Here is a 23,254-nt window from a genome sequence, read left to right on the forward strand (position 1 = left end):
AATGAATAATCATTGGATGAGACGAACTTTACTAGCCGTTAGTATTCAACTTGCGATTGGTGGAGTATATGCTGCGGAAACTTCAGAAAAGGTCACAGATACAACTGAAGCCGCTCAAAATGTCGGTCAAGTCGTAGGTGAATCTGATGCTACAGTAGATGCAGCAAATACTACAGCTGCTGAGCCTGTAGCAGTCGAAGCCGCATCTCAACCCGCTGTAGAAGTTGATAAAGACGCAACGCCATCCTTAGTGCCGCCTGCTGGTTCGCAAGCTGCAAGTGCTTTACAGCAAAAAGAAGGTGATGCAACACAAGAAACCAATTTACAAGAAGTATTTACCTCGAATGAACGCCAATATTCTTTGATTAAAAAAGGTGAATTTTCAGCGTTTTATGATTTAGATTATTCTTATTATCGTGATCAACAAATCAATGCTGCAATGAATGATGGTGATTTGTATCAACTACGTGTGGATGAAGATGCGAGTCATACCATTACCAATACCTTTACTGCGCAGTATGGTGTATTGGATAATTTAACTTTTAGTGCTTCTCTTCCTTTCGTTGCAAAGTCGGATAATATTAAAGATACAACAGCAGCAGGTTTGGGAGATATTAATTTAGGGGCACGTTGGGAGCCTTTCCCATTAAAAGCAGGACGTTTGCCTCTTATTTTATTTGGTAATGTTTCGACCAAAACGGGTGATAGTCCATACGAAATTAATCCAACCACTGATTTATCTACAGGTAAAGGTTATTACTCTGTAGGTGTTGGTGCAAGTACCCGTAAATATATCGACCCAGTGGTATTATTTGCTTCAATTTCAGGAAATTATGGTTTTAAAGAGACAGGTCTAAATCAAGTCCGTGGTGGTGGTGATGCAGGCCCTCGTATTTTAGATGAGTTTGAACCAGGTATTACAGGTGGCTTCTCATTTGGTTTTGCTTATTCATTTAACTATGATGTCTCGATGACCATGTCATATCAGCAAACCTTTAATACAAATACATCATTTACATATACAAACGGCGAGTCTTATAAAGCCGCTGATCAGTCTAGTGGTATGTTTTCAATTGCATTAGGGGTACGTGTATCACCTGAAACGATTGTGAATGGTACTTTAGGAATTGGTTTAACAGAAGATTCACCTGATATTTCTTTAGGTTTATCATTCCCACTTGATATTTTAGGTTTTGGTAAGAAAAAAGCAAGCTAATGGAGAGCTGGTATGAAATACCCACGCTTACGCCCGTTAGTGACTGCTATTTTTTTAACGGGTTGTTCAACACAAGTCTTTGCACATTTAGGTTTAAACTTATCTGTTGATATTCGTTCTTTATCTATGGGAAATGCAGTCACTGCGGATCCACCAGGGATTAGTGCAATTCACTTTAACCCTGCTGCATTGACAAAGTTAAAAGGTTTGCAAACGGATGTTCAAGGGATTGTTGCGAACTTTGATATACAAAAAGAATTTTCTGCGCCAGATGGTTATAACGTTTTTGGTTATTCGGATGACCCCTTAATTTGTAATGATGCACCTGATAATCCGTCAAATTTATGTACAGATTATAAAGGGTCAGTGAGTGGTGATGTTGAATATGCAAGTTTATATGTCCCAATTTTAAAAAAGGTGGTGGACTTAGGTCCAGGTTGGCCTGTTTTAGCACCTACGGGAGGTGTCTCTTATAATCCACCAGGTTCAAAATTAACATACGCAACAGCCGTTTATGCACCTATGGTGGCGGGTTTCGGTTCAGAAAATGGCAATCCTGGAAACTTTATGGGACAGCAAGTTGCCATTGAGCGTATTACCTATTTGTCGCCTTCGATTGCGTATGAAGTTAATGATGAGCTGTCGATTGGGGCGTCGATTGGGATGTCATATAATGCGGTTGCTTTAAAAACTGATTTACGTTTCCCGAATGAAATGGTCGGGGTATTACGTATGGTGGATGAAGCTGTTTGCGCACCTTTTAGAGAAAACTCTAATGTGATTACTGACCTACTTTTATTTGGTCTATGTAATGCAAATGAAGCGGTCAGTCCATTTAATAAGTTTGCTGCAATGGAAGTTTCATTAGAACAAAGTTTAAGTCCAAGTTATAACTTAGGTATGCTTTGGGAGCCAACTGAAGAATTTGGCTTCGGGATGGTCTATCAAAGCGCAGCTAAAATGCGGATGAAAGGAAAGTATTTTATTGATACTGCCAATGCACCGAGAGAGTTAATTAAAGGGTTGAACTCATCTGCAACGGGACAAATTTTAGCAGCAATTTTAGGTTTCCCAGGCTATATTCCACCAACTGAATCAGGCTTGATTGCGATGGATTTAGAATATCCTGCACATTTCCAAGCGGGTATTAAATATAAAGTATTACCTGACTTACAAGTGAACTTTGATCTAGGTTGGACAGATTTTAAAGCGTGGGAGAAATTCCAATTTGAGTTTGACCGCCAAATCTCTGCACTTAAAATTGCAAAATTATTGTCGAATGAAGTTTCGGATAGTTCATTATCTGTGCCTTTAGGCTTTAAATCACCATGGAGTTGGGGAGTTGGTGTTGAATATTCAGCAACAGATCGTTTGAAGCTCCGAGCAGGTTATGAGCCACGTGCAAGTGCAATTCCAGATGATAAGCGTAATAGTTTAGTCCCAATTAATAATGCGCAATTGTTTGGTTTAGGCTTAGGGTATCGTTTTGATGAAGATACTGATATCGATTTATCTGTGGGTTTTTTGCGTAGCCGAGACAATATTCCTGCCTGCTCAAGCTCGATGTCAAATGCATGTGGGGTAGATAATCTGATTTTAAACCCTTATGCAGGATTAAATGTAAAAACCAATACGAAAGTGACTATTTTAGGTTTGAACTATAGAACAAGATGGTAAGGTCATTGCAGAATAAGGGAATAGCAGTATGAGATTAACTTTAATATTTTTAGCAATGAGTATTGTTCCTGTCACTTATGCTGCTAATTTCTATACGATTATCGGACCTGATGGACGACCTATGGTGGTCCAAAAAACGATTGAAACTGAAAAAAAGGAAAAAATAAAAGTTCAGGCTGAGCAAAAAAATAATGCTACGGTAGTGCAAACACCACAAATAGTGCCCCAAACGCAAACCGTTTCACCTACGCTTACTGTACAACCGAAACAGCCTCCACAGATTATAGAAAAACCTGAGGTTGTTTTGCAAAATAACGAGCGTGCTCCAAATTCTCATATTGTGTTATCACCAGTTGCAGTTACGCAACAAGAGCCGCTGCAATCCGTTGAAATGATGCCAAGCCAAATTAAGCAGAAAACACAAACTCAACCATCACCTCAGCAAAGAGAGGCATCTGAAACAATAATAGCAAGTCCTGTTTCTGAAAAGGCAACAACCGTTTTAGTTCCAAAACAAGTGGTACAGCAAGGTACAAAAACAGTAGATGATCTAAAAAAAGTTGAAGAGAGCGCAAATTCGAATCGTAATATTACTGAAATTGACGGTGTTCAATATGTCAATAATGAATATTTGGAAGAGCGTGAATTTAATTTAGAAGGCAAAAAACGCTTTTATGTCATGCCTGAAACAGGGGGGATGACAGGAGGACGTTTTGAAACGGTTGAGCGGCAAAAAGGGTTGAGTAAAAGTTTACTTGATCGTATTCGACAGCCTAAGCCTTTAGAGCATAAGCCAATTGTACTTGCGACAACATATTATCGTTTACCTAAAGAAGAAGTTGTAAAAACGTTAGAACAAGCATGTTTTACAGGTAAAAAAATGGATAAAGCCAAAACAATGTCCATGAAGAATCAAGAAGTGAGTTTTTTCCCAGTTGCACCGATTAAGGAAAATTTTTCTTATGAAGTGGTGAAATTAGACCCCGCGATTCAAAATATTTTGTTTTCCTCTTTTGCTTCTTCACAGAAAAAACCAAGTTACTACTGGCCTTTAGCGGTATTTTTAGATGAAAAAGGTTGTGTAGTTGAAGGTGTGAGTGGATTTAAGAATGAAGAACAAAATGAAAGTTCAACACATTATGCATCGCTTGAAGGTGTGCTCAAGAAACCAGATTCAGCACATTATTTATTTATGACACCTCTTTCGCAAGCGATTGATATTCAAAATCATGAATTAACAAATCAAGGACAAATTAAACTGAGTGTTATTCAGTAAGGATCGTCAACCATGAACAAGAACATAATATTACCCTTTGCTTTAACAGGCTTAATGGCTGCACTAACGGCATGTGGGGGTGGTGAAAGTGCTACGATTCACGAAGACCCAAATAAAGGTGTTACAACCTCAACCAATGGTTGTGAAGATATGGTTGATAACAAGTGTCAATCTTTTGTGGTGGATTATCCTGTTGCAGGTTTGAATTTTGATTGTAGTAGCGATAAGAACAATCATTTTGTCACTGAAATCGTGAGTAGTGTGGCAATGGGTGCTTGTCCATCTGGCGATAAAATAAATTTCTATATTCAAGGTGCACAATCTGCTCGAAAAATTGAATTGGGTACGGTAGATTTAGCGAAGATTCGTCCATTAAAGGTGAATGGTCAGCCTGCGCAAATTAGCTTGATGGACATGGCAAGTGGTTTAACAGGAAAAGGCATTAGCAGTGCAAATGGTAATGATGAAACCTTTAGAGTCTTAACGGCATTGGTTCGTATCTTGCAAGCTGCAGGAATTCAGCAAGATATAGATGCTGTTGAAGGTGATATTCAGCCTGTGACATTATCAAAAGATTTAAAAGAAGATTTAAAAAATATTCAGTCAAATGTGACTGCACAAAACTTTAAGGATGGGACGTATCTTGCTCTCATTAAACCATGGTTAGATGCTTCTACAATTACAGAGGCATCGGCACAACAAGCCGCAGCACGTTTAATTAAACAAAATCAGGTCGGTATTTACACTACAAATTTCTTATATTTTACGAATGAGAAAGTAAACATTGATATTCGTGGTTTTAGTGGTAAGAGTACAAGTAATAGTAAAAAGGAAACCATTGCCAATATGTACTTACTCACGACGCGTGATGGCTATAGTACAGGCTATACAATACAGTGGATGGGTGTTCCTACAGTGAAGGATTCGTTACCAACAGGTAGTGAATCATTATTAAAATATGCACTTTTGACACAAGTTGAACCGAAGAAATTAAATGCAGATGCACAAGATGCATTACTGAATGAATTTAATAATAAAATTACTCAACCATTTATTTTCAAAGCTGCGAATAGTACGACTGATAATTTACAATTAGTACAAGGTACTTTAGTCAACGGAACAAATATTGCGGGTACAGCAGATATGTACAAGCGAATTTTACGTATAGATAAAGCACCTACTGATAAAACAGTGTATGGTGAATGGCGCCAAACGCAAGGGAATGAAAACTTTACAGGTACTATTGATATTTATAAGTCTAATCCTGCAACTTATTTAACTAATAAAGTTTTCCGTACGGTAAATACGGTGAAAAAGGGGCAGAAATATATTTTCCCATTATATGCAAATATTATCTTTAACTTTGAGGATAAGAGCGTCGCACCTGTGAAATTAGGGATTGTGATTGATGAAAATGGTGATATTCGTACCAATATCGGGGCAAATCCTACAGCAAATAATTTGACTTCTGATAAATGTAATAATATCAATCCATCAACTTATAAAGATGATGATGGTGTGCAGCAATATCGAATTGGGACTACAGGTGCGGCAAACTACACCACGACTGTTCCAGATAAGTCGATTACCATTCGTATGATTTTAGCGAATCCAATCTTTGGTAATATTGATGGTGCATTGGTCGGGTTAAATGATGCAATTATTTATTTGCCGGGAGCATCGATTACAGATGAAAATACATTAGTACCGGGTGGTGTGCGTTTAAATTTACAAAACTTATTGGTTGATGGAACCACCGCTCGCGGTATTAATATTACTGGTTGGAATGGTAATCAGGCGATTGAAGCACAATGGGCAAATATGCAAGCTGTGTATCAAACTATCTATAATGCAGCCAATAAAGATAAAGTAAATGATGCGCAAAAAGCGTTGGCAAAACGCACTTTTGGTAGCTTACAAGTTGAATTACCAAGCTGCTATCAAATTAAAACTAAGCAATAATCAATCTATGATTTGAAATAAAAAACCATCTTTAAAGATGGTTTTTTATATTTTAAGATTATTTATATCATTAGCCTGTATGGTCTAAGCGTGTGCCTAAAGTTTCTAAATGCGTTGGGAATACATTGTTTTGACGATCTGCAAAATAGTGGCGTAAAGTCCGTTCTACACTTGGAAAGGCGAGTTCATTCCACGGAATATCTTTTTCTTCAAACAAACGGCTCTCGATGGTTTCTTCACCTGCACCAAATTGTCCATCAATGATATTGCCTTTGAATAAGACATAGATTTGCCCAATTCGCGGGATATTGTACATACAATAGAGCTGTTCAATGTCAATCTCAGCTTCAGATTCTTCACGTGTTTCGCGTGCTGCACCTTGTTCCATGGTTTCAAACAATTCCATATAACCAGCAGGAAGTGTCCATAAACCATAGCGTGGTTCAATTGCTCTACGACACAAGAGCACTTTATTTTCCCAAAGGGCAAGTGCACCACAAATCACTTTTGGATTGACATAATGAATCGTACCACAATGGGTACAGACCTTTCTGACTTGATGATCACCCAAGGGAATTTTATCTATTGTTGTATGTCCACAGGCTGTACAAAAATGCATAGGCTTGATTGAAATAAAAAGATAACTCAGCATAACTGAATTTTAGTACTTTCGCATCATTTATAGCCTTCTGTATAAAATTTCATATATGATGTAAAAATAACAAAAACAGCCAAGTGAGGGATTATGCAGGAGCAATTATTAACACAGGTATTGCAACAACGATTACGTTTTGCAAAAAGGACGTATCCTGCTCAAGCTGCTGTGTTAATCGCCATTACCCATGAAAAAGATCCTAAAATTTTATTAACCCGCCGTTCTGTATATTTAAATAATCATGCAGGTGAGGTATCTTTCCCGGGTGGAAAACGGGATCCAAATGATACCAGTAATATCGTGGTGGCTTTACGTGAAGCATGGGAAGAAACAGCTTTGAGCCCTTTTCAAGTGACTTTGCTCGGTGATTTACCCATGGAGCGGGCACGTAACGGAATGACGGTTAAGCCTGTGGTGGGTTTAATTCCACCTGATATCAATTTAATTGCACAACCCACTGAGATTGATCGTATTTTTTATGCACCGCTGAAAAAATTAATGGAATCTCAACCCATCCCATATGAAGTACGTTTGGCGCATCAGTCGGTTTATTTTCCGAGTTTAAGAGTTGAAAATGAGATCGTTTGGGGCTTAACTGCCCGTATTTTAATATCATTATTTCAATATGGTTTGGACTATCAAAAAAATTGGCCATTTTTATTAAATTCGCCAAATTTTCATTCCAAAATGATGAATAAAAAATAGAATTTTAAGACAAGCGCATCGGCATAGGAAGATTCACCATGATGTATAAATTTAAAGGACATTCACCAAAAGCGTTGCAAGTGCCATTTGATGGTTGGATTGCTGATAATGCAACTGTGATTGGTCAAGTGGAACTTGGACAAAGAGTCAGTGTTTGGTTTGGGGCGGTGGTTCGTGCTGATAATGCTAAAATTCATATTGGGAACTTTAGCAATGTGCAAGAAAATGCTGTGTTACATACAGATGCAGGAATTGAACTCACGGTAGGAGAGTATGTCACGATTGGACATCAAGCCATGCTGCATGGTTGTACTATTGGTGATAATAGCCTCATTGGTATTAATGCTGTGGTTTTAAATCATGCAGTGATTGGGAAAAATTGCATTGTGGGAGCAAATGCATTGGTTCCTGAAGGTAAAGTGATTCCTGATAATTCTTTGGTGGTTGGTTCGCCTGCACGTGTGGTTAAAACCTTGGATGCACAAGCTGAAGTGCGTTTGAAAATGAGTGCAATACATTATGCTGAGCATTTTCAAAATTTTATAGATTTAGAAGAAGCGCATTTTTAATTTGAATTTTTAAGCTCATTTTAGCCAAGTCCATCCTTGGCATTTCTGTATTTTGCATGTCGGAATGTGATGGGAAATAGTCGCATGAATGATATGAGTGGAGTATCATAGTCAACATTTTTAAGACTAATTAGGTTGTGCATGAAATTGCTGGCATTGGAAACTGCCAATGAGCAGTGTTCCGTTTCAATTGTTGATGAAACAAAAACACTTTTTTTTCAACTTGATACGCGAGCGAAAGCACAAACTCAAACCATTTTGCCCATGATTGAGCAAGGTTTTGAGCAAACTCAAATACAAAACGCTGATTTGACTGCAATTGCTTTTAGTCGTGGTCCAGGCTCATTTAGCGGTGTACGAATTAATGCAGCAGTGACACAAGCATTGGCTTGGGCAAATGATATTCCTGTGATTCCTGTGTCTACTTTACAAGCTTTGGCACAGGCAGCTTATCGCTTTCATGGTTTAACTGAAGTATCTGCGGTATTAGATGCACGTATGAAAGAAGTGTATATGGCAAGTTTTCGTTTAGATGAAAATAACATTATGCAACTTGTAGATGAAGAAAAATTACTAGATTATCAGCAAGCTTCTGAGTATCAAAAATTTACCTTAGTGGGTTCTGGTTCATCTTTAGTTAAGGATGATGCAATAGAGTTCCAAGGTGTGATTGCAAATGCTGAAGATATTGCAACAATTGCACGGCAACAAGCGCAACAAAAACATTGGTTGAGTGCTGAATTGGCATTGCCTGTTTATTTGCGTGATGACGCATGGAAAAAAATTCCAGAACAAGGTAAACCTTAATTTTTAGGATTGAATATGGATCTTTTACTGCTCTTAAAAGCAGCCATTATGGGGATTGTTGAAGGGATCACAGAATTCCTTCCAATTTCAAGTACAGGGCATTTAATTCTGGCATCAGAATTGATGAACTTCTGGACGAAAGAAAAAAGTGATTTATTTGTCGTTGCAATTCAGATGGGAGCAATTATTGCTGTTATTTATGAATATTGGGGCAAATTATGGGGTGCAGCAGTAGGATTATTCTCTGGTGAGCCTAAAGGTCGTCATCTTGGGATCAGCTTAATTTTAGCTTCTATTCCTATTATGATTGTGGGGTTGACCTTTGGTGATACCATTAAGGCATTATTGTTTAATGATGTTTCAGTTGCGATTGGTTTAATTGTTGGTGGTTTAATCATTTGGTGGGTTGAAAAAAATCCGCCTAAAATGGATGCACCAGAAGTGGAAGATATTTCCATTAAACAAGCCATTTATATTGGTTTGATTCAAGTCTTGGCTTTGATTCCGGGAACGTCACGATCAGGTGCAACACTTGTTGGCGGTATGATTCTCGGAGTTTCACGTAAAGCTGCAACTGAGTTTTCATTCTTCTTAGGGATTCCTGTACTTGTTGGTGCGGGTGTACTTGATCTATTAAAAAATCATCAGATTTATCAAACAAGCCAAGACTGGACAGTGTTTTTTGTTGGTCTCGTGGTGTCTTTCGTTGCAGCATTGATCTGTATTCGCGTACTCGTTGCTTATGTGGCAAAACGTGATTTGATGGTATTTGCTTGGTATCGTATTGCATCAGGTTTGTTAATTTTATTGTTTGCATTTACAGGTTGGAAATTATGGTAAGCGAAATTCGCTTATTTACAGAATCCACATTTTTAGAGAAAGCACAGTCTTATCAGTCTGTGCTTTCTTTACGTGGAGTGGTTGTTCATATTGAAATGGTTGAAAAAATCAATGCACGTTTTTTAAGATTGCATCCTGAGTTAGCCTTGTGTGTGGATGATTTAGGCTTAAGTTTATCTGCCAATGGCATGAAAATGCAGCCCGATTGGAAAGCAGAAATTTCACGACTCAAACGTGCGAGTTTAAAATCTGAAATGATTGCTCGCGCATGTAATCTTTCAGAAAAACCTAACCTGATTGATGCAACAGCAGGTTTAGGACACGATACATTGCTCATGGCACACTTAGGTGCAACAGTCACTTTGATTGAGCGTCATCCAATTTTATTTACTTTATTAGAAGATGCAAAAAATCAGGGTGAATCTGATCCATTTCTTGCGCCTGTGGTGAGTAGAATTCAATTGGTATTTTCAGACTCTAATACATATCTGCAACAGTGTATTGATGAAAATAATAGCGTTGATGTGGTGTATTTAGACCCAATGTTCCCCCAACGAGATCAAAATCAACAAGCAGTAAAGAAACAAGCACAAGTGAAAAAACAAATGCAATTGCTGCACATGTTATTGCCTGAAGAGGGTGAAATGGATTTAGGTGATCGTCTTTTAGTCTTAGCTCAAGCAATTGCGAAGCGTGTTGTGGTAAAAAGACCAAGGCTCGCCGTTTTTTTGAATGACCAGCAACCTGATCATCAATGGCAAGGAGATGCGTGCCGCTTTGATGCCTATTTTAACGGATAGCTTATAAGGAGTTTGGTAACTGTTTCAAAAAACATCAAAAAATTGTTATATAGTCGTATTATACATTGATAATATTTTAAGCAAGCATAAACTAGCTATGCTGATTTAAGCCACCCGCAATTACAGAATCTTTATGATAGACCTCAAACCTTCCATTAATTTTTGGCATGATTTAAAAAGTAATCAACGTGCAGGACTTTGGTTGTTTCTAGGGTCTCGTAAGGCATTACAAATAGTTCGACCATCCATTTTACAGCTTATTTTTTGGGGCATTTTGGGTGGTTGTGCGAATACATTATTTAGCTGGCTGGTGGCAGGCGAGAGCGGCGTTTTTAATCGGCAAGGTCTAATTAGTTATGCGCTATGGCCGTTTATTGCGTTAATTGTTGGGATTTTTTTGTCTCAGCGGACGGAAAATCCTCGTTTGATGCTTGTGCCTGCCTTGTTGTGGTTGGTCTTAGATACACATATTGCATTTTTGCAAAGTTTTATTCAGTTTTTAGGTTCACTCGACTATCTACCTAATTTCACCTATGACTATCTGCCCATCATATTCATGGTACTTTTTGTTTGGCAGAGTTTGGCAGTGGTTTGGGTTTTTGCACGTGAGTTGCAATGGCCTTGGTGGGAACGTGCACTGATTATTTCAGCGACATTGTTTACATTAGTCGTTTGGCAGACCTCAATTCAAGATCAACCGATTTGGAAAGTTGAAGAAGTTCCACCTACTTTTGCAGAAAATGCATTTTATGCGCAAAGTAATCTGTTAAATAAAGCATTAGAACAAATTCAATATGGTGAATTTGCTGAGACACATTGGTATTTCTTGGGTGTCGCGGGTGTCAGTTATCAAGATGTTTTTAAATATGAAATTGAACGAATTAAAGAGCAATTTGATACACGTTTTGGTACTTTTGGACGCTCGATTGAACTGATTAATAATCCTGAAACACGTACAACTGTTCCATTGGCATCGAAAACCAGTATGGAGCTTGCATTGCGCCGTATCGGTCAGCAAATGAATCGTGAAAGTGATGTTTTATTTTTATATATGACTTCACATGGTTTGCAAAATCAGTTTGAAATGGAAAATGACCCACTTGATTTAAATGATGTTGATCCTAAATGGTTACGTGATACTTTAGATAAATCAGGCATTCGTTGGAAAGTGATTGTGATTTCAGCGTGCTATTCAGGGAGTTTTATTCCTGCACTACAAGCACCAGACACTTTAATTATTACGGCTTCTGCCGCAGATCGTGCTTCATTTGGGTGTTCAAATGAAGCGGATTACACCTATTTTGGACGCGCGTTCTTTGATCAGGCGATGCGTGAACAAACCTCATTGAAAGCGGCATTTCAGCAAGCTGCTGAAACTGTGGCAAAATGGGAAAGTGCACAAGGTTTTGAACCTTCTGAGCCACAATGGGTGATGGGAAAAAATATTGAATTGGTCTTGCCACAGTTAGAACAGCATTTATTTCCACGACAAAATGTGATTTCTGCTGTGCGTTCAACACCTGTGAAATCAACAGACGATAAAGCAACACAAACGCTTGCCGTTGCCGCACAGTAGGGAATACGCCATGGAATTATTACAAAAAAATAAATGTTTTGAGGGTGAGCAACGCATCTATCAAACAGATTCGAAATACTTAAAGCATCCAAGTAAATTTGGGGTATTTATACCGCCACAAGCGACCACGCAGAAATGTCCGGCTTTGATTTATTTAGCGGGTTTAACTTGTAACGAAGAAACGTTTGTTATTAAAGCACATGCACAGCGTTTAGCTGCACAATTGGGCTTAATCTTAATCACCCCAGATACCTCACCACGTGGTGAGGATGTTGAGCAGGGGGATTCATGGGACATTGGGCAAGGTGCTGGATTTTATCTGAATGCAACACAACAACCTTGGGCAGAACACTTTCAAATGGAAGCTTTTTTGCTTGAAGAGTTGTATCCCTTATTGTTGCAAAAATTACCGATTTTAAATCAAAAAATTGGGATTTTTGGGCATTCTATGGGCGGCCATGGCGCATTAACTTTGGCGTGGAAATATCCTGAAAAATTTAAATCGGTTTCGGCTTTTGCACCCATTTGTGCACCCAGTGCATGCCCTTGGGGGGAAAAAGCATTTTCAAATTATTTAGGTCATGACCAAGCTGAATGGGCAAAGCATGATGCAACACAATTAATTTTAGCCAAAGGCGCATTATTTACTGAAGTGCTCATTGACCAAGGGACAAATGACCAATTTTATAGTCAATTGCATCCTGAAGCCTTACAACGTGCATGTCATCAAGTTGGACAAAAACTTACTTTACGTATGCAGAATGGCTATGATCATGGTTATTTCTTTATTCAAACTTTTATGGATGAGCATTTGCAGTTTCATGCCACACAATTACAAAAGTAATTAAAAAATGTCGAGTCATTGATTGTAGCGATCATGACTCGAACAAAATATCGGCTATTTATTTTAATTAAAAAACGCTATACACTGATTTTGTTAACATTGAAAACATATTGTTGCCGAATTGTCTTGATGATACTGACATATTAAAAATAAGAGAAAACGATGCAAGAACAAACACCACCACCATTTTCAGGTCAGGGAAATCTCAGCCTGACCAAAAGCTCAGAGCTTCCATCTGAAAATAATGTACCAACACCAGCATTTTCTCAAGTACGCCGTTTTAAATTTCATGGCGATGCGATGGAGTATTTTGGTATTTGGATTGTAAATATTTTACTGACCATTGTGACGCTCAGCTTGTATGCACCTTGGGCGAAAGTGCGCCGTTTACGTTACTTTTATGGTAATACTGAATTTTTTAGACGACGCTTTGATTTTACAGGTGTACCGAAAAAAATTCTGATTGGACGTTTGATTGCACTGGGAATTTATGGAGCAATTTCGGCAATTTCGCAATATTCGTTAACGGCAACCTTGATTGGTTTTATTGTTCTTTATCTTGCCGTGCCTTGGTTGATTCGTGCCACACTGCGCTTTACGGCACGTAATAGTAAATATGCCAATAGCCGTTTTTATTTTGCAGGGACAAGCAAAGAAGCCTACAAAGTATTCTTAAAATGTATTGCAATTTACATTATCAGTTTGGGGTTATTTTATCCTGTGCTGATTTGGTTATATAAGCGTTATTGCATCGATCATTTATACGCAGGACAGCTAAAGTTTAAGTTACAAGCAGATTGGCCTGATTATATGCGTGCGGTCTATATTCCAACCTTTATGTTTATAGGCATTATTTTGGTCGCCGCCATGATTGGTGGCGTCTTGGGTAGTCTTTCTCGTCCTGAAGTATTTGCAGGGGTGTTAGGGGTGGCTTATATCGTGGGCGGTTTGTTTGTTTTCCCATTGATGAGTGCGCGTATTTTTATCACCACGTGGAATAATACTGTGATTGGGAACAGTAAATTTGCCACAGACTGTAATCAATGGCGTTTTGCATGGATTGTTGGTACCAATTGGATCGTTAAAATTTTGTCTTTGGGGCTTATGTCTGCATGGGCTGCAATTCGTATCTATCGCTATAAGGTTGACTCACTTAGCCTGACTTTACTTGATGATCCTGATCAAATGATGAATTTGGCACAGGCGGATCACAGTGCCTTAGCAGAAGAGATTAGCGATATTTTTGATATAGATGTTTCACTTTAACTGAACGAGCTGAAAACCACATGACACAATCTGCACAAGTCATTTTTTATGATGGTGTGGTGTCCAAGCCACACCAAGCCCAAGTTTTTGCCGTGGATGCGCAGACGGTACAGGTACGTTATGGGGAAGATCAGCGCTTAGTGCGGCATTATCGCTATGCAGATATGCAGCTGATTGGGGCTTTGGGGCAACTTAAACCTGCAGTTGAGCTCAATGATGATGCCCGTATTGAATTTTTAGATCATTTACCTGAATGGTTTCAGTTAGACAGTAAAAAAGCCTATCGTTCGATTTGGAAATTAGAACGTTCACCTACACTGATTTTATTTAGTGTGGTGTTTGTGGTTTTTTTGGGTTTTGCTTTAGTGAAATGGGGTATTCCTGCTGCTTCGCATTATATTGCGTTTCAATTACCTGAAAACAGTATGAAACGTTTAGGTGATGAAGCTGAAACCTATGTTGATCAATATTTGACTGCACCGAGTCAATTGGCAAAGGGGCAACAAGAACAAATTCGTAAGCAATATCTTGAAAAAATTGCTGAGGGACGCCCTGCAAAATTATTGTTTAGGAAGGGCAGTAGTCTAGGTGCAAATGCGATTGCTTTGCCGAATAATACCATCATTGTTACAGATGAATTGGTTGAGTTAGCACATAGTGATCAAGAAATTTTAGGGGTGCTTGCCCATGAACAAGGACATTTGATAGAGCGCCATAGTTTACAACAAGGCTTATCAAGTTTAGGTATGAGTGCATTATATATTGCGATTACAGGTGATAGCTCAGACCTCTTTAGCTCCTTGCCAGCAGCGATGTTGAGTGCAAAATACTCGCGTAAATTTGAACAGCAGGCTGACTTATATGCTTTAAATTTGATGGATCGTCAGCATATTGAAGTTGCACATTTTGCTAACTTGTTACAGCGTTTGAATGATGAATATGAAAAAACAGACAGTAAAGATGATCAAGAACAGTCTGAACAGGCACAGAAAAAGTCAGATGAAGGCACGAGCGACTCACAAATAGATAGAATTTTTGAAGTATTTGAGTCACATCCTGCAACGCAAGAGCGCATACAGATGGTTCGTGATTTTGAAAAACAACAGAAAAAATAGCCATAATTAAAAGGCTATTCTTTTATTGAGTACTTTCATTTCAAGTTTATTTTAAGCCTGATGTTGCCATTGAACGCTAAACTGTTGCTGTGCCATTCGATTTAAATGATCAATGATAACATGCTGTAAATGGGCGTCATCTTGTTGCTTTGTTTCTAGATCGACAACGAGGCGCTCAGGTTGTGCATGTAAAATGACTGTAGCATCAGGCATAAAGATACTGAATTTTTCACCTGTTTCAGCGACTTCAAATTTATGTTTCCAATGATTGAGTAAGCGTTTAGCAATACGCTTTGCATCATGGGTTAAAATAACAGTATTGCTTTTCATTCTCATTTACTCCTTGGCTTGCTTAAAGCTAACAAAAAATGACGTACGAAGCTGTCATTTAAATAGAACGCTTCGTTGCATTATTGCAATGCTGAGTCGAGTTTCATGTGCGATTACAGGCTTTTTCAGCAAAGTTTAGTCAGAAATTTGCTATAATTGAGTAAATCCATATTTCAAGCTAGGTTGATCCATGTCCAAGCCATTTTTAATTGCACCTTCTATTTTATCTGCTGATTTTGCTCGTTTAGGTGAAGAAGTAGACAATGTTTTAGCAGCAGGTGCGGATGTTGTGCACTTTGATGTCATGGATAACCACTATGTACCTAACTTAACTTTTGGTGCAGGCGTGTGTAAAGCTTTGAAAAAATATGGCATTAAAGCACCGATTGATGTGCATTTAATGGTTTCACCTGTAGATCGCATGATTGGTGATTTTCTTGAAGCGGGTGCAGATATCATTACTTTCCACCCAGAAGCAACGGATCATATTGACCGTTCTTTACAGCTCATCAAAGATGGGGGTGCACAAGCAGGTTTAGTGTTTAACCCTGCGACCCCTTTGCATTATTTAGACTATGTCTTGGACAAAGTTGATCAGGTGTTATTGATGAGTGTAAACCCTGGTTTTGGTGGACAAAAATTCATTCCGATGACTTTGGAGAAATTACGCCAAGCACGTAAAATCATTGATGCATCAGGTCGTGATATCCGTTTAGAAGTAGATGGTGGTGTAACACCTGCAAATATTCGTGCAATTGCGGAAGCGGGTGCAGATATGTTTGTTGCAGGTTCTGCAATTTTTGGTAAACCTGATTATAAAACTGTGATTGATGAAATGCGTGCTGAATTGGCATTGGTTGGTTCACAACAGGCTTAGACTTTTACACAATAATATGGATAAAATTGTGGATAAGTTTGATGATAACTCTATGGATAACTGTGTAGATAAGCTTGTTGATAAATTGTTTAGCATTTAAGCGAAATAAGATCAATCGCTTATGAATTATACAAAATAAGTTTAAAAAGAGTCCAAATGGGCTCTTTTTTTATTGGAAATAGAATTATATTTTCGCTTTATTTTTAGTCGTTTTCTTGTGGTGATGCTGTTTAATAATTATGCATCAGGATATGGGAAATCGCGGCATTGCAACATTTTTAACTGAAGCATTGAATGGATCACTGATGAGCAGTGAGTAGCACTTTAGATAGAAAAATAATCTTGAGTTCAGGGCTTCATTTGCTACTGCTTAAATTATTGGGTATGCTAAATCGGTATTTATTTTTAATTGACTGCTGACATGTTCACACAACTTTGCAAACAAGCTTGGTTTGTTTTGCTGATGGTTTTTGCTATTGGCTGGAGTGGTGTGTCTATCGCTTCTGTAAAAACCATGCAAATGGGTATGCAGATGCAACATGAGCAGATGCAACACCAACCTATACAAAAGCAGAAAAATAGCAGTCATGCAGCAATGATGCAAAACATGTCGCTGCAAGAGATGAAGCAACATTGTGCAGATTTAGCAGCGCTAGAGCTTCAGAATAACGAGCTGGCACAAAATTCAAACGATTGTCATCAGCAATTGATTCAAGCTCAACAAGTAAAGCATGCCGATTGTCAGCATTGTGCATTGTTCTCTTGTCAGTCTTCAATTGTTTGGTTTAATACCGATATTCCCAAATTGATTGTTCCTGAAGATCATCTCGAACAAAATTCACTACAAGCTCATTACCAAGCTCAGCACCTTGTAGGGTATTGGCAGGAAATTTTACGTCCTCCTAAAGCTTAACCCGTTTTTTCCGAAGCATTATTTTCAAAATAATTTCAGAAATTTAGGTTGAGTTATGTCTATTCAATTTTCAAAAAGCGTTATCGTCGCTGTGGCTGTGTTGTCTTCAACATGGAGTTTTGCAGCGGTTAAGGAATATCACCTGAACATTGATGAAGGAATGGTCAATGTCACAGGCAAAGCGGTCAAACGCATCACTGTCAATGGCAAGTTTCCTGCGCCTTTACTTGAGTTTGAGGAAGGCGATGATGCAGTCATTCATGTGCATAATAATTTAAAAAATCAGGATTCTTCAATCCATTGGCACGGTCTGTTATTGCCCGGCATTATGGATGGCGTTCCAGGCTTTAATGGTTTTAACGGGATTCGACCGCAAGGTGATTTTGTCTATAAATTTAAGGTTCGTCAAAGTGGTACGTATTGGTACCATGCCCACTCTAAAGGTCAGGAACAGGACGGTTTATATGGCGCTTTGGTGATTTATCCGAAGGACAAAAAGCCACTCGCTGCACATGAACAAACCGAGCGTGACTATGTGGTGATGCTGTCCGATTTTCATGACAAAACCAGTGATCAAATCCAAAAAGATCTGAAAATTTCGGCCGAATATTATCAAGATCGGCGTGAAACTTTGGGCGATGTGTGGAAGCAAATTCAACGTGATGGTGTCAAAGCCACATGGTCTGACCGCAAAATGTGGAATCAGATGCGTATGCTGAAAACTGATCTGTCTGATGTCACGGGTTATACTTTTTTGATCAATGGTAAAACCCCTGAACAAAATTGGACAGGCATGTTTAAACCGAATGAAAAAGTTCGTTTGCGTTTTATTAATGCTTCAGCCATGTCCTTTTTTGATGTGCGCATTCCGAACTTAAAAATGACCGTGGTCGGTGCAGATGGTCAGCCTGTACAGCCAGTACCTGTAGACGAGTTCCGTATAGGGACAGCCGAAACCTATGATGTGGTGGTTGAACCAAAGAATGAACATTATCAAATTGAAGCAGAGTCGATTGACCGTTCAGGTTTTGCCATTGGGACGTTGCACAATGAGTTGACAGCAAATACGCATGGGATTCATCTGCCACAAGCACGTCCTCGCGCCATTTTAAATATGGCAGACATGGGGCATGGCAGTGCTGATATGAAAGGTATGGATCATTCAGCTATTCATCAAAAAGCAGAGAATCATGGTGATATGCAGGGCATAGATCACTCGAAGATGAATCATGGCGATATGCAAGGCATGGATCATTCGAAGATGGATCACTCAGAACATCAAGCAACAACAGCAAAATCTGATGTTGTGGTTGAAGGTTGGGCAAATGCATCAACTCCGCAAGGTGATAAAGCATTGCAATATAGCGATCTGAAATCCTTAACCCCACAACCCGATACCCGTGAAGCGACAAGTGAATTGGTGATTCGTTTGGGTGGCACCATGGAGCGTTATATCTGGACGATTAATGGCAAGAAATTCAGCGATGCTGAACCGTTAAAAGTGAAGTACGGCGAGCGGATTCGTATTAAATTTATCAATGACAGTATGATGGCGCACCCGATGCATTTACATGGCATGTTTATGCAACTGGAAAATGGTCAGCCTGCGGTCGATATGCCAAATAAGCACACCATTATTGTGCCGCCTGCAAAAACTGTGACTGCATTATTAACCGCAGATGAGCTAGGGGAATGGGCGATTCATTGTCATTTGCTCTATCACATGAGCGCAGGCATGATGAATAAACTGATTGTTGCCAATGTTTCCGAAGGAGAAACCAGCACCACACCGATTCAAAAATCGACGACAAACACTTCGAATCAAGCTGAACAGCAAGGAGATCAACATGCACACCACTAAGTTATTTCCGCATACTGTTTTGGCAAGTTCATTATTGATGCTGAGTAGTTGGGCAATGGCGCATGAAGGACATGACATGATGTCAGCATTGCCAACTACAACGACGTCAAATAGTGAAATAGTGGATCACTCCCAGATGAATCATGCAGGAATGGATCATTCGCAGATGAATCATTCAAAAATAGATCATTCACAGCATCAACAAACGACTGAGCAAGTAATATCTCCACAAGCAACTGCACACATAGAACATCAAGGACATGACCATCGTAAGGAACATGGCGCACAAATTTATACCGTCAGTACTGTAGATACAAAATGGCTGCTCAATGAAGATGGTGAAGGTGCATTAAAGTCCGAAATCGAAACCCGAATTGGGACGGATGAAAATAAGCTCTTTATTAAAGTTCATGCGGATAAAGCAGAATCTCATGATGCGCACTTTGATGCCAAAGTTTTATATAGCCGTATGATTTCAGATTTTTGGGATGCGCAAGTTGGTGTGCGTTACCGATCTGAAAAAGTCGAGTTAAAACATCATGCTAAAGATAGCGAAGAAAAACTTGATGCGGTGATAGGTTTGCATGGCATGGCGCCATATTTCTTTGAAACCGATGCTTATCTCTATGCAGGGGAAAACCAGTATTCAGGTTTTAGTCTAGAGACAGAACGAGATTTGCTGTTGACGCAAAAACTGATTTTTAAACCCTATTTAGATCTCGATGTGGTTTTCAGTGATGATTCTAAATATGCCAAAAAATCAGGTTTAAGCAGCCTGACCACAGGTATTGAAACCCGTTATGAAATCAGTAAAAAAGTCATGCCATATTTGGATATTGCCTATGAGTACAGTAAGGGCAATGATGAAACTGCATGGCAAGTCAAAAGTGATGCTGAAAAGGGTTGGCGCTATGGTGCAGGGGTGCGGTTTAAGTTTTAAACTTTAAGTTTGATGTTTTAAAGCTTGCTTTATTTTAGGGTTTTAATTTTAAAACCCTAATTTTTCTCGGTGTATTTTGGGTCAAATTTTGTAAAACATGCTCAGTTATAGAGCGAAATACGTTAAAATGTGTTTATTCAAAGGAGGAACGACCTCCCTTTGTGCGATATCATCAAAATCTGCACCAAGAAAACTCGTCAGGACGACCTGACTCTAATTTAAATTTGGAGCTGGTCATGGCTTGGGTCATTCTTGTTTTTGCAGGCATCTTTGAAATTGTTTGGGCATATACCATGAAAATGTCCGAAGGTTTCACAAAGCTCACCCCGAGCGTCATTACCATTTTCTTTATGATCCTGAGTTTTGGTTTATTGGCTTATGCCATGAAATCATTGCCTTTGGGAACGGCTTATACGATTTGGACAGGAATCGGGGCAATTGGTTCATTCCTTGTGGGTATTTTTATTTTAGGTGAACCGACCACTGCCATGCGAATGTTGGCGGCGGTACTGATTGTATCGGGTTTAATTCTGATGAAACTGTCTTCTTCTTAAAAAACCTATTTTACGATCCAAGTTGACTGATGTGGTTGACTTGGATTTTTTGATTTTAATACATTGATTTTTAGGAGTATTGCTATGGCTTGGGTGTTACTCGTAGTGGCGGGTTTATTGGAAGTGGTCTGGGCATACTTTATGAAAGTGTCTGATGGCTTTAGCAAACTCACACCCAGTATTTTGACCATTGTGTTTATGATCGCAAGTTTTGCTCTATTGTCCTATGCCATGAAATCTTTGCCATTGGGTACAGCTTATACCGTTTGGACTGGAATCGGTGCGGTTGGTTCATTTGCTGTCGGTATTTTCTTTTTAGGTGAACCTGCTACTGCCATGCGAATGTTGGCTGCTGTTTTAATCATTTCTGGGTTAGTATTGATGAAGCTCTCATCATCTTAAACTGTATTCGTTCAAGGAGAAGTCGATGAAATTATCATTTATGGAAATGCCTTCTCCTGTGGGCGTTTTAAAATTGGTCGCAACGGACACCGCTTTGGTGGCAGTCCTTTGGGAAAATGAAGACCCTAAACGTGTTCGGTTGGCTGAGTTGATTGAAAATACACAGCATCCGATTTTGCTCGAAACACAAAAGCAGCTTAATGAATATTTTGCAGGGCAGCGTCAAAAGTTTGACGTACCTTTAGACTTTGAAGGGACAGAATTTCAACAAAAAGTCTGGCAAGCATTGCTCACCATTCCTTTTGGGGAAACCCGCAGTTATAAAGATATTGCTGAACAGATCGGCAATGTCAAAGCTGTTCGTGCGGTGGGTGCGGCAAATGGTAAAAATCCTATTTCAATTATTGCGCCGTGTCATCGGGTGGTGGGCGCAAATGGAAAATTAGTTGGCTTTGCAGGTGGGTTGGAGAATAAGGATGTTTTGTTAAAGTTAGAGTCGATTTAATATTGGATGATACAAAATGGAATGGATTGAACCATGGCATCTTATTGATTTAGATAAGCAAGAATTATTTAATGCCGAATTAGAAAAAGAACTTCATCCTGCTCACATTTTATTTAATTCGAAGTTAAATGCGATTGCGAAAAGTAGTGCGAATGACGATGTTTTATATGCATTTACTGATGGAACGATACGAGTTGCAGATGTTCATTTGACATGGAAAGGGCGTACAGAAATCTCTCAATATCCTATTTCTATTATTTATTGTAGTTTAGATAAATGGAAAAGCTTTGTTCTTTATGATGAAGTATTACCACTAGTAGATTATTCCAATACTATTTGTATGTTGGGATATTTTTTAATGAATCATCTTGAATATGAGGATTATTTTAAATGGGCTGAAAAATTAGTAGAGCAAAATTGTTCATTGGATGAGCTTGATATTTTACTGAGTTATTCTTTAGATGAGCATATTCAGTCTGTTGAATTTTTAGATTTTATTGAGTGCTTTTTTAGAAAATTGGGATTTAATCTTAAGCATACTGAGCAATGTTTGTATGAGTTTATAATGTATTTATGTGATCGTATCATCGTAGATTCAAGTGAGTTAGATGACGCGATTCGAATATTTAAAAAGCTAGATCAAATATTTGGGGATGGGTTTGATTTTATTGTTGAGTGGGCGCGTTTAAGAATTGATTTATATAATATTTATACTTATGAGGAAACAGTCTACTTTAAAGAGCTGTCATTGATGAATTATCAGAATTTTGCGATTGAATTTGCTCAACGTTTTAAAGAAAAAATAATGATTTCACAATTAAATAGATTTTGATTTATTTTAAAAATATATAAATTACAATAAAATAGATTTAATTTTTAAAAGTCATAAAATTTTAAATGGACATTTCTCAAATCATCGCCCCCATTTTTTCACAACTATGGTGGATGATTCCATTATTTTTGATTGTTGGGGCAATCAAGGTATTCAAACCATTTTTAAAAGGCAAAATAGGTGAGTTTGCGGTGAGTACGCATGTCAAACTTTACTTGGACAAAGAAAAGTACATTTTGTTGAATGACAGTACTTTACCTGATGAACAGAACACGACAACACAAATTGATCATATTATATTGAGTCCTTATGGCATTTTTGTTGTTGAAACCAAGAATTATAAAGGTTGGATTTTTGGTGGTGAACGTCAGAAAACATGGACGCAAAAAATCTATAAAAATAGCTATAAATTTCAAAATCCACTGCATCAAAATTATAAACATCAAAAAGTTTTAGAGGCTGTCTTAGCGGATATTGTTGAGCCTACGCTCATCCATTCTATTGTAGTCTTCATGCCTGACTGCGAGTTTAAAACACAAATGCCTGCTAATGTATTCCGAGGGGCAGCGTGGATAGATTATGTGAAAGGCTTTAAAGATGAGGTTATTTCATCCAAAAAAATGAAACATGTTCAGTTACGTATAGAAAAAGAAGTATTGGAAAAATCATGGAAAACCAATCGTCAGCATGTGCAGAATTTAAAAGATAAACGGACTGAAAATATATAAGTAA

At 38.4% G+C, this 23,254-nt stretch carries 24 protein-coding genes; 22 read left to right on the forward strand and 2 right to left on the reverse strand.

Annotated elements, in window-relative coordinates:
• The first annotated feature begins 1 nt into the window (after window position 1).
• From HUV91_RS00080 to HUV91_RS00095, 4 genes are read left to right on the forward strand one after another with little or no spacing between them, the layout of a single operon-like run.
• Entirely contained in the window at window positions 2–1,216 is a 1,215-nt protein-coding gene (locus HUV91_RS00080) for a hypothetical protein (RefSeq protein ID WP_174492132.1), read from the forward strand.
• Window positions 1,217–1,228: 12 nt separating this feature from the next.
• On the forward strand, window positions 1,229–2,893 hold the full coding sequence (locus tag HUV91_RS00085; RefSeq protein WP_130075057.1) for an OmpP1/FadL family transporter: 1,665 nt from the start codon (window positions 1,229–1,231) through the stop codon (window positions 2,891–2,893).
• Between the two features lie 28 nt (window positions 2,894–2,921).
• A complete protein-coding gene (filE, locus tag HUV91_RS00090) occupies window positions 2,922–4,169 on the forward strand; it encodes a putative pilus assembly protein FilE (RefSeq protein WP_174492133.1) in 1,248 nt (415 codons plus the stop codon).
• A gap of 12 nt (window positions 4,170–4,181) precedes the next feature.
• Window positions 4,182–6,131 (forward strand): hypothetical protein, encoded by a 1,950-nt coding sequence (locus HUV91_RS00095; RefSeq protein WP_174492134.1) that lies wholly within the window; start codon window positions 4,182–4,184, stop codon window positions 6,129–6,131.
• Between the two features lie 70 nt (window positions 6,132–6,201).
• Here HUV91_RS00095 and HUV91_RS00100 read toward each other — a convergent pair whose 3' ends face one another.
• Complete coding sequence (locus tag HUV91_RS00100; RefSeq protein ID WP_130075106.1) at window positions 6,202–6,750, reverse strand: NUDIX hydrolase; 549 nt, start codon at window positions 6,748–6,750, stop codon at window positions 6,202–6,204.
• Window positions 6,751–6,876: 126 nt separating this feature from the next.
• On the opposite strand from HUV91_RS00100, the gene HUV91_RS00105 reads away from it, so the two are divergent.
• The 9 genes from HUV91_RS00105 to HUV91_RS00145 all read left to right on the forward strand — a co-directional run bounded on the left by HUV91_RS00105 (window position 6,877) and on the right by HUV91_RS00145 (window position 15,308).
• Window positions 6,877–7,491 (forward strand): CoA pyrophosphatase, encoded by a 615-nt coding sequence (locus HUV91_RS00105; RefSeq protein WP_174492135.1) that lies wholly within the window; start codon window positions 6,877–6,879, stop codon window positions 7,489–7,491.
• 38 nt (window positions 7,492–7,529) lie between these two features.
• Complete coding sequence (locus HUV91_RS00110) at window positions 7,530–8,060, forward strand: gamma carbonic anhydrase family protein (RefSeq protein WP_174492136.1); 531 nt, start codon at window positions 7,530–7,532, stop codon at window positions 8,058–8,060.
• Between the two features lie 141 nt (window positions 8,061–8,201).
• Window positions 8,202–8,867 (forward strand): tRNA (adenosine(37)-N6)-threonylcarbamoyltransferase complex dimerization subunit type 1 TsaB, encoded by a 666-nt coding sequence (gene tsaB / locus HUV91_RS00115; RefSeq protein WP_174492137.1) that lies wholly within the window; start codon window positions 8,202–8,204, stop codon window positions 8,865–8,867.
• Between the two features lie 15 nt (window positions 8,868–8,882).
• Window positions 8,883–9,707, forward strand: coding sequence for an undecaprenyl-diphosphate phosphatase (locus tag HUV91_RS00120; RefSeq protein WP_130075063.1), 825 nt, complete (start codon window positions 8,883–8,885; stop codon window positions 9,705–9,707).
• Complete coding sequence (locus HUV91_RS00125; RefSeq protein WP_174492138.1) at window positions 9,701–10,507, forward strand: class I SAM-dependent methyltransferase; 807 nt, start codon at window positions 9,701–9,703, stop codon at window positions 10,505–10,507. The genes HUV91_RS00120 and HUV91_RS00125 overlap by 7 nt, the downstream gene beginning before the upstream one ends.
• Before the next feature lie 133 nt (window positions 10,508–10,640).
• The gene (locus HUV91_RS00130) at window positions 10,641–12,083 is read left to right on the forward strand and encodes a C13 family peptidase (RefSeq protein WP_174492139.1); all 1,443 of its coding nucleotides are present in this window, start codon (window positions 10,641–10,643) and stop codon (window positions 12,081–12,083) included.
• 10 nt (window positions 12,084–12,093) lie between these two features.
• Window positions 12,094–12,927 carry an S-formylglutathione hydrolase gene (gene fghA, locus HUV91_RS00135; RefSeq protein WP_174492140.1) on the forward strand — a complete coding sequence of 278 codons (834 nt, stop codon included), beginning with the start codon at window positions 12,094–12,096 and terminating at the stop codon, window positions 12,925–12,927.
• A gap of 162 nt (window positions 12,928–13,089) precedes the next feature.
• Entirely contained in the window at window positions 13,090–14,193 is a 1,104-nt protein-coding gene (locus HUV91_RS00140) for a YjgN family protein (protein ID WP_174492141.1), read from the forward strand.
• A gap of 20 nt (window positions 14,194–14,213) precedes the next feature.
• Window positions 14,214–15,308, forward strand: a complete 1,095-nt coding sequence (locus HUV91_RS00145; protein WP_174492142.1) for a M48 family metallopeptidase — start codon at window positions 14,214–14,216, stop codon at window positions 15,306–15,308.
• 51 nt (window positions 15,309–15,359) lie between these two features.
• Here HUV91_RS00145 and HUV91_RS00150 read toward each other — a convergent pair whose 3' ends face one another.
• Window positions 15,360–15,638, reverse strand: a complete 279-nt coding sequence (locus tag HUV91_RS00150; RefSeq protein ID WP_130075069.1) for a DUF2218 domain-containing protein — start codon at window positions 15,636–15,638, stop codon at window positions 15,360–15,362.
• A gap of 190 nt (window positions 15,639–15,828) precedes the next feature.
• Here HUV91_RS00150 and rpe point away from each other — a divergent pair, with 190 nt between their 5' ends.
• The 9 genes from rpe to HUV91_RS00195 all read left to right on the forward strand — a co-directional run bounded on the left by rpe (window position 15,829) and on the right by HUV91_RS00195 (window position 23,250).
• Window positions 15,829–16,515 (forward strand): ribulose-phosphate 3-epimerase, encoded by a 687-nt coding sequence (gene rpe, locus HUV91_RS00155; protein ID WP_130075070.1) that lies wholly within the window; start codon window positions 15,829–15,831, stop codon window positions 16,513–16,515.
• Between the two features lie 421 nt (window positions 16,516–16,936).
• Window positions 16,937–17,428: a hypothetical protein gene (locus HUV91_RS00160; RefSeq protein WP_228721820.1), complete on the forward strand. Its 492-nt coding sequence runs from the start codon at window positions 16,937–16,939 to the stop codon at window positions 17,426–17,428.
• Between the two features lie 55 nt (window positions 17,429–17,483).
• Window positions 17,484–19,289 carry a copper resistance system multicopper oxidase gene (locus HUV91_RS00165; RefSeq protein ID WP_174492143.1) on the forward strand — a complete coding sequence of 602 codons (1,806 nt, stop codon included), beginning with the start codon at window positions 17,484–17,486 and terminating at the stop codon, window positions 19,287–19,289.
• Complete coding sequence (locus HUV91_RS00170; RefSeq protein ID WP_174492144.1) at window positions 19,276–20,229, forward strand: copper resistance protein B; 954 nt, start codon at window positions 19,276–19,278, stop codon at window positions 20,227–20,229. Before HUV91_RS00165 ends, HUV91_RS00170 begins: the two co-directional genes overlap by 14 nt.
• 236 nt (window positions 20,230–20,465) lie before the next feature.
• On the forward strand, window positions 20,466–20,783 hold the full coding sequence (sugE, locus tag HUV91_RS00175; protein ID WP_130075073.1) for a quaternary ammonium compound efflux SMR transporter SugE: 318 nt from the start codon (window positions 20,466–20,468) through the stop codon (window positions 20,781–20,783).
• 84 nt (window positions 20,784–20,867) lie between these two features.
• Window positions 20,868–21,185, forward strand: a complete 318-nt coding sequence (gene sugE / locus HUV91_RS00180) for a quaternary ammonium compound efflux SMR transporter SugE (RefSeq protein ID WP_174492145.1) — start codon at window positions 20,868–20,870, stop codon at window positions 21,183–21,185.
• Window positions 21,186–21,210: 25 nt separating this feature from the next.
• Window positions 21,211–21,690 (forward strand): methylated-DNA--[protein]-cysteine S-methyltransferase, encoded by a 480-nt coding sequence (locus HUV91_RS00185; RefSeq protein WP_174492146.1) that lies wholly within the window; start codon window positions 21,211–21,213, stop codon window positions 21,688–21,690.
• Between the two features lie 16 nt (window positions 21,691–21,706).
• Window positions 21,707–22,522 carry a hypothetical protein gene (locus HUV91_RS00190; RefSeq protein WP_174492147.1) on the forward strand — a complete coding sequence of 272 codons (816 nt, stop codon included), beginning with the start codon at window positions 21,707–21,709 and terminating at the stop codon, window positions 22,520–22,522.
• 65 nt (window positions 22,523–22,587) lie between these two features.
• Entirely contained in the window at window positions 22,588–23,250 is a 663-nt protein-coding gene (locus tag HUV91_RS00195; RefSeq protein WP_174492148.1) for a nuclease-related domain-containing protein, read from the forward strand.
• Window positions 23,251–23,254: the final 4 nt, after the last annotated feature.

It is taken from the genome of Acinetobacter sp. Marseille-Q1623 (assembly GCF_902809895.1).
Classification (GTDB): domain Bacteria; phylum Pseudomonadota; class Gammaproteobacteria; order Pseudomonadales; family Moraxellaceae; genus Acinetobacter; species Acinetobacter piscicola_A.